Source organism: uncultured Sphingomonas sp., from assembly GCF_964250165.1.
GTDB lineage: Bacteria > Pseudomonadota > Alphaproteobacteria > Sphingomonadales > Sphingomonadaceae > Sphingomonas.
In genome coordinates this window covers 1-5,253 of sequence record NZ_CAXUEK010000120.1, presented here as the reverse complement: position 1 = coordinate 5,253, position 5,253 = coordinate 1, and the positions used below count along the sequence as shown (strand labels likewise).

Annotated in this window: 5 protein-coding genes and 1 tRNA gene; 5 read left to right on the top strand and 1 reads right to left on the bottom strand. The window is 68.6% G+C overall.

What is annotated here, in order from left to right:
* Positions 1-1,158: FAD-binding oxidoreductase (locus ACFE64_RS14985; RefSeq protein ID WP_375393259.1), on the top strand; the 1,158-nt coding region annotated here is incomplete at its 5' end.
* A gap of 66 nt (positions 1,159-1,224) precedes the next feature.
* A complete protein-coding gene (locus ACFE64_RS14980; RefSeq protein ID WP_375393258.1) occupies positions 1,225-1,998 on the top strand; it encodes a SapC family protein in 774 nt (257 codons plus the stop codon).
* 196 nt (positions 1,999-2,194) lie between these two features.
* Here the strand turns inward: ACFE64_RS14980 and ACFE64_RS14975 are convergent, their stop codons facing one another.
* Entirely contained in the window at positions 2,195-3,037 is an 843-nt protein-coding gene (locus ACFE64_RS14975; RefSeq protein WP_375393257.1) for an N-formylglutamate amidohydrolase, read from the bottom strand.
* 98 nt (positions 3,038-3,135) lie between these two features.
* Between ACFE64_RS14975 and cpdR the strand changes: the two genes are divergently transcribed.
* From cpdR to ACFE64_RS14960, 3 genes are all read left to right on the top strand, one after another.
* Entirely contained in the window at positions 3,136-3,510 is a 375-nt protein-coding gene (gene cpdR, locus ACFE64_RS14970) for a cell cycle two-component system response regulator CpdR (RefSeq protein ID WP_375393256.1), read from the top strand.
* A gap of 46 nt (positions 3,511-3,556) precedes the next feature.
* A tRNA-Val gene (locus ACFE64_RS14965) sits at positions 3,557-3,631 on the top strand.
* A gap of 706 nt (positions 3,632-4,337) precedes the next feature.
* On the top strand, positions 4,338-5,253 hold a 916-nt coding region (locus ACFE64_RS14960; protein ID WP_375393255.1), incomplete at its 3' end, for a tyrosine-type recombinase/integrase.

Genomic DNA, 5,253 nt, shown 5'->3' with positions numbered 1-5,253 from the left:
ATGAACCGGATCCGCCGGATGGACGCGTCCGCCGGACTGGCGATGGCGGAGGCCGGGGTGATCCTGGCCGACCTGCACGATGCCGCCCATGCGGCGGGCGCGCGCTTTCCGCTGACGCTCGGCGCACGCGGCAGCGCCACCATCGGCGGGCTGGCCTCCACCAACGCCGGCGGCACGCAGGTGCTGCGCTGGGGCACGATGCGCGGGCTGGTCGCGGGCGTCGAGGCGGTGCTGCCGGACGGCTCGGTCCACGACGGCCTCGCCGCGCTCAAGAAGGACAATCGCGGCTATGACGTGAAGGAGCTGCTGGTCGGCGCGGAGGGGACGCTGGGCGTCATCACCGCCGCCGCGCTGCGTCTCGCGCCCGCGATCGCCGCGCGCGCGGTCGCCTGGCTCGGGGTCGCCGACCCCCAGACGGCCTTGACGCTGCTGCGGCGGCTGGAGGCCGAGACCGATACGATCGAGAGCTTCGAGCTGCTCCCCGCCGGCTCGCTGGCCGCGGTGCTCGCGCACCTGCCCGCCGCGCGCGCGCCGCTGGCGGGCGAGCATCCCTGGCATGTGCTGGTCGAGGCGGTCGCGTCCTCGCCCGCCGACGAGCCGCCCGCGGCGCTGCTGGAACGCCTGCTTGCGGATGCGCTGGCGCAGGGTCTCGCCCGGGATGCCGTGATCGCCGCCAGCGAGGGTCAGGCCGAGGCGTTCTGGACCATCCGGGACTCCATCTCGGCCGGCGAGCGCGCGCAGGGCCCGGCGACGCAGCATGACATCTCGGTGCCGGTCGAGGCGATGCCGCGCTTCCTTGTCGAGGCTGCCGCCGCCTGCGAAGCGCGGTTTCCGGGCACGCACGCCTCGGGCTTCGGCCATCTCGGCGACGGCAACGTCCACTTCCACGTCCGCGCGCCGGCCGGCGCGGTGCCCGAGCGCTGGTATGCGGAGGACGCTCCGGTCGCGACCCGCTTCGTCCACGATCTCGTCGTCGACGCCGGCGGCTCGATCTCCGCCGAGCACGGCATCGGCCAGATGAAGCGGGACGAGCTTGCCCGCCTGTCCTCGCCGGCGCGCATGGCGGTGCTGTACGGCGTCAAGCAGGCGCTCGATCCGCAGGGCCTCATGAACCCCGACAAGCTGGTCGCCCTTGCGTCCGCGCGCGCCGCTCCATAAACCGGTCACCTGGCGGGCAGCCGCGCCCGCCGCCTCACTCTTCTCCTGACGTGTCGGAGCGACCTCATGGCCAGCGCCCCCCAGCTTCCGCTTTTCTACAATGGCCTGGAGCCGCTCTCCAGCGAGCGGCACGCAGACTATCGTATGCGCATGCAGGACACCGCGCCCTTCCTGATCGGGCAGCACGCCATTCCGATCACGGTAGAGGAGTTTCCGCTGGTCCAGCGCTACATGCCGATCGTCTTTTCGATCGGCGACGACGCGATCCCGCTGGCGCTCATGGGCCTCCACGAGAACGTCAACGTGTTCGTCGACGACGCCGGCAAGATCAACGAGACCAGCTTCTACGTTCCCGCCTATGTCCGGCGCTATCCGTTCATGCTGGCCAAGCTCAGGCCCGACGCCGAAGAGCTGTCGCTGTGCTTCGATCCCACCGCGCAGGCGATCGGCGTGTTCGAGGACGGTGATCCGCTGTTCGCCGACGGCCAGCCCACCGAGCTGACCCGCAACATCCTGGGCTTTGCCGAGCAGTTCGAGCAGGCCGGCCAGCGCACCCAGAACTTCATGCGCGAGCTGCGCGATTACGGACTGCTGATGGAGGGCGACGTCTCGATAGAGCTGGAGGGCGCGCAGCAGCCCTTCGTCTATCGCGGCTTCCAGATGGTCAACGAAGAGAAGCTGCGTGAGCTGCGCGGCGACCAGCTCCGCAAGATCTCGCAATCGGGCATGCTGCCGCTGGTCTATGCGCATCTGTTCTCGCTGTCGCTGATGCGCGATATCTTCGGCCGTCAGGCGCAGCAGGGGAAGGCACCACAACCCATGTTACAGCCCGTCGCCTGAAGCGTCCGAGTAGCCGAAAATAGTTAATTTGCGACGCGTCGGCCTTGAACCATACGCCCGCCCGTCCATTTAGCGGGGGTGCGGCGCCCATGCCCCCCTTTCGTGGGTGCGCACGGCGGGCACCCGGGCCATGCTCGGGTGCACGTCTCCTCCCTGAACCTTAGCCACCTCGTGGGTTTCCCCGCGGGGTGGTTTTTTATTCGGCCGCCCGGCGGCTCGCATGAGCGAGCGCCTCGTCGGCCAGCGCCGCCAGCATCGCGCGCACGATTGCCGCCATCCGCGCCAGCCCCGGGCCGGGCCGGTCGAGCGCCGGATCGAGATACAGCGAGCGGTCGAGTTCGAGCTGCAGGGCATGGACGCCCGCCGCGGGCCGTCCGTGGCGGTCCAGGATGTGGCCGCCGGCATAGGGCGCGTTGAGCTTCGCCGGCAGGCCCGCCGCCGCCGCGACCGCTTCCGCCCGTGCGACGAAGCGTGATCCCGCCGATCGCCCGAACCGGTCGCCCAGCACCAGCCGCACCCCGCGGGCGGCGCCGGTCAGCGGTGGCATCGAGTGCAGATCGAGCAGTACGGCCGCGCCCCACCGCGCCCGCGCCGCGGCGAGCGCCCCGGCGAGCGCCGCGTGGAAGGGCCGGTGATCGCTCGCGATCCGCGCCGCGACCTCGTCATCGGTCAACCGCCGCCCCCATAGCTCCACGGTGCCCGATCGCCGTGGCACCAGTCCCAGGCCGTTGGCGACCTTGGCGGTGGAGGCCACATCCGTCCGCGCGCCCTCGTCGGCGCACGGATCGCGCTCGTTCTCGGCGCGGTTGAGGTCGATCCAGGCGCGCGCGCGCCGCTGGACGATCAGCGTTTCGGCCCCGCGCGCCGCCAGCGCCACTGCGTCGACGTGACGATCCTCCATCGCCACCGCGGCGGCCAGCGGCGCGCGCAGCGCCGCCCGCAGCGCGCGCGGGTAATTCCGTCCCGCATGGGGCACCGAGATCACCACGGGGCTGGCCGGCGTCGCCTCTCCCCAGGTCTCGAAGCTGTCCGCGTCCATCGCTGAGGCCTACCCGCGTCGTCGCGCCCCGGCAACGCTCTGGAAATCTTAACCGCCTTCGGCGTAGGACGCGGTCGACGGAAAGGGCGTTGCGCGGAATGTATCGAATCCTGCTGGCCGAGGACGACCAGGTGATGCGCGAGTATCTGACGCGCGCCCTGGAACGCTCGGGCTATCTCGTGACGGCCGTGGATCGCGGCACGGCGGCGCTGCCGCTGCTGGAGGCCGAGCCGTTCGACCTGCTTCTGACCGACATCGTCATGCCGGAGATGGACGGCATCGAGCTCGCCCAGCGCGCCGGCGCGCTTTCGCCTGACCTGCGCGTGATGTTCATCACCGGCTTCGCGGCGGTGACGCTGAAGGCGGGCAAGGCGGTGCCCAACGCGCGCGTCCTCTCCAAGCCCTTCCACCTGCGCGATCTGGTGCTGGAGGTCGACCGCCTGTTTCAGGGTGCCAGCTTCGGCGAGCTCTGACCAGCTTGCCTCCCCCGCCATGCGCCGCTAGGAACGCCGATTAAGTGGGCGTGTAGCTCAGTGGTAGAGCACTGTGTTGACATCGCAGGGGTCGCAAGTTCAATCCTTGCCACGCCCACCATAAAAAAGCCCGCCTTCTCAGTGAGATGGCGGGCTTTTTCATGCCCGTGGAAGGTCGCTGAACCCGGCCTCATTCCCAGGATTTGCCCAGAAGATTTGGGCAAATCGCCCATCCGTTGGGCAAATTCTGGGCACGCGAATACCCTCGAATCTCCCTTTTCGGAGGCTCGCTTGGCGGATCGCCGGCCTCCGCCTATAATAACGGCAGGCGCTCCGCTCGTTCGCGTGCGGGGAGGCCGGCTCGACGGTCATGAGGAAACTTCGCGTGTGCGGGTCTCCGGCCGCCGTTGGGTGCTAGGCCGGGGACCCGTGCGCGCCGACGAACGGGTTTCCCGCATGTCGATTAAAGAACCTGCACCGGGGGCGGCCAGCCCAGCCGATGCAGTGGTGCCGCGAGGGCCGCAGGCCAGAGCACCGAAGGCTGGCGCGACGCGAACCGCGTCGCCCGAGACCGGCGCGTCCCCGCCGCCGTCCGTTGGCATCGCCGCGGCCGATGGGGCGCGTGCGCCACCGAATGCGCTCGGCCTCGCCCCCGGCGAAACCCTTCTCACGCCCCAGACCATTCTCGCTCGGCTGGCGATGACCAGCACCGATCCCGCGAAATGGATGCGGCGAACCTTCAAGAAACACGGCGTGCCCTTCGTGCACGCGTGCGGGAAACTGCGCGCGACCGAGGCTCAATACCGTATGCTGCTGGAAAAGATCACATGCTCTCCATCCGAACCCGTGGGAAGAACGGCATTTACTATATCAGAGGCTCGGTCGCTCTCGGCGACAAGAAACTCGACGTCAAAGAATTCAGTTCAGGAACGAGTGACGCAGATGCTGCGTCGCACCTGATGGCGGAATACGAGACGAAGCTGCGCCATCAGCTGATGTTCGGTCCTGCCGCGATCGTGGCGCAGGGTACCATCGCCGACGCTTTCGGCAGCTATCTGTCGAAGGCCAAGCTGCCGTGCGCGGCCGACGTCCTGCGCATCGGCAAGCTCAACGGCTTGATCGGTGACCATCCCCTTCGCGAGCCGAAACAGGCGTGGGAGCAGTTCCGCCGGGCCTATCTGACGGGTCACGACCCGGCCGGTCAGGATCGCTACCGCGCGGTGTTCCAGGCAGCGGTCAACGTGCATTACGACCTGCACGATCTCCCGCCGATCAAGATCAAGGCGATCCCGTTCGACAACGAGCGGGTGCGCTGGTTGAATAAGGGAGACCGCGACCGGCTAATCGATGCTTACGCGCCACATACGCAGCCGATCATCACGCTGCTCGCCTTCCACGGCCCCCGGGTCCAGACGGCGTTGCAGATGCCGTGGGGCGTCACCGGCGTCGATATGGAGCAGGGAGCGATCCGGCTGAACCACACGAAAAACGCGGTGATCCAGTCCGTCCCTATGCATCCGCGCGTAAAGACGATGCTACTGCCGCTGTGGGAAGCGGCGGGCTGCCCCTCGAAGGGGCACGTGTTCCTGAACAAGCACGGCCAGCCGTATCAGGACACCCGGATCGCCACGATCCCGGGTGGAAACCCGCTGAAGAGCGTGCACAAGACGGCGTGCAAGCGCGCCGAAATCGAGGACTTCATGGTCCACGACTGGCGCCACCACTGGGCATCGCACTGCGTGA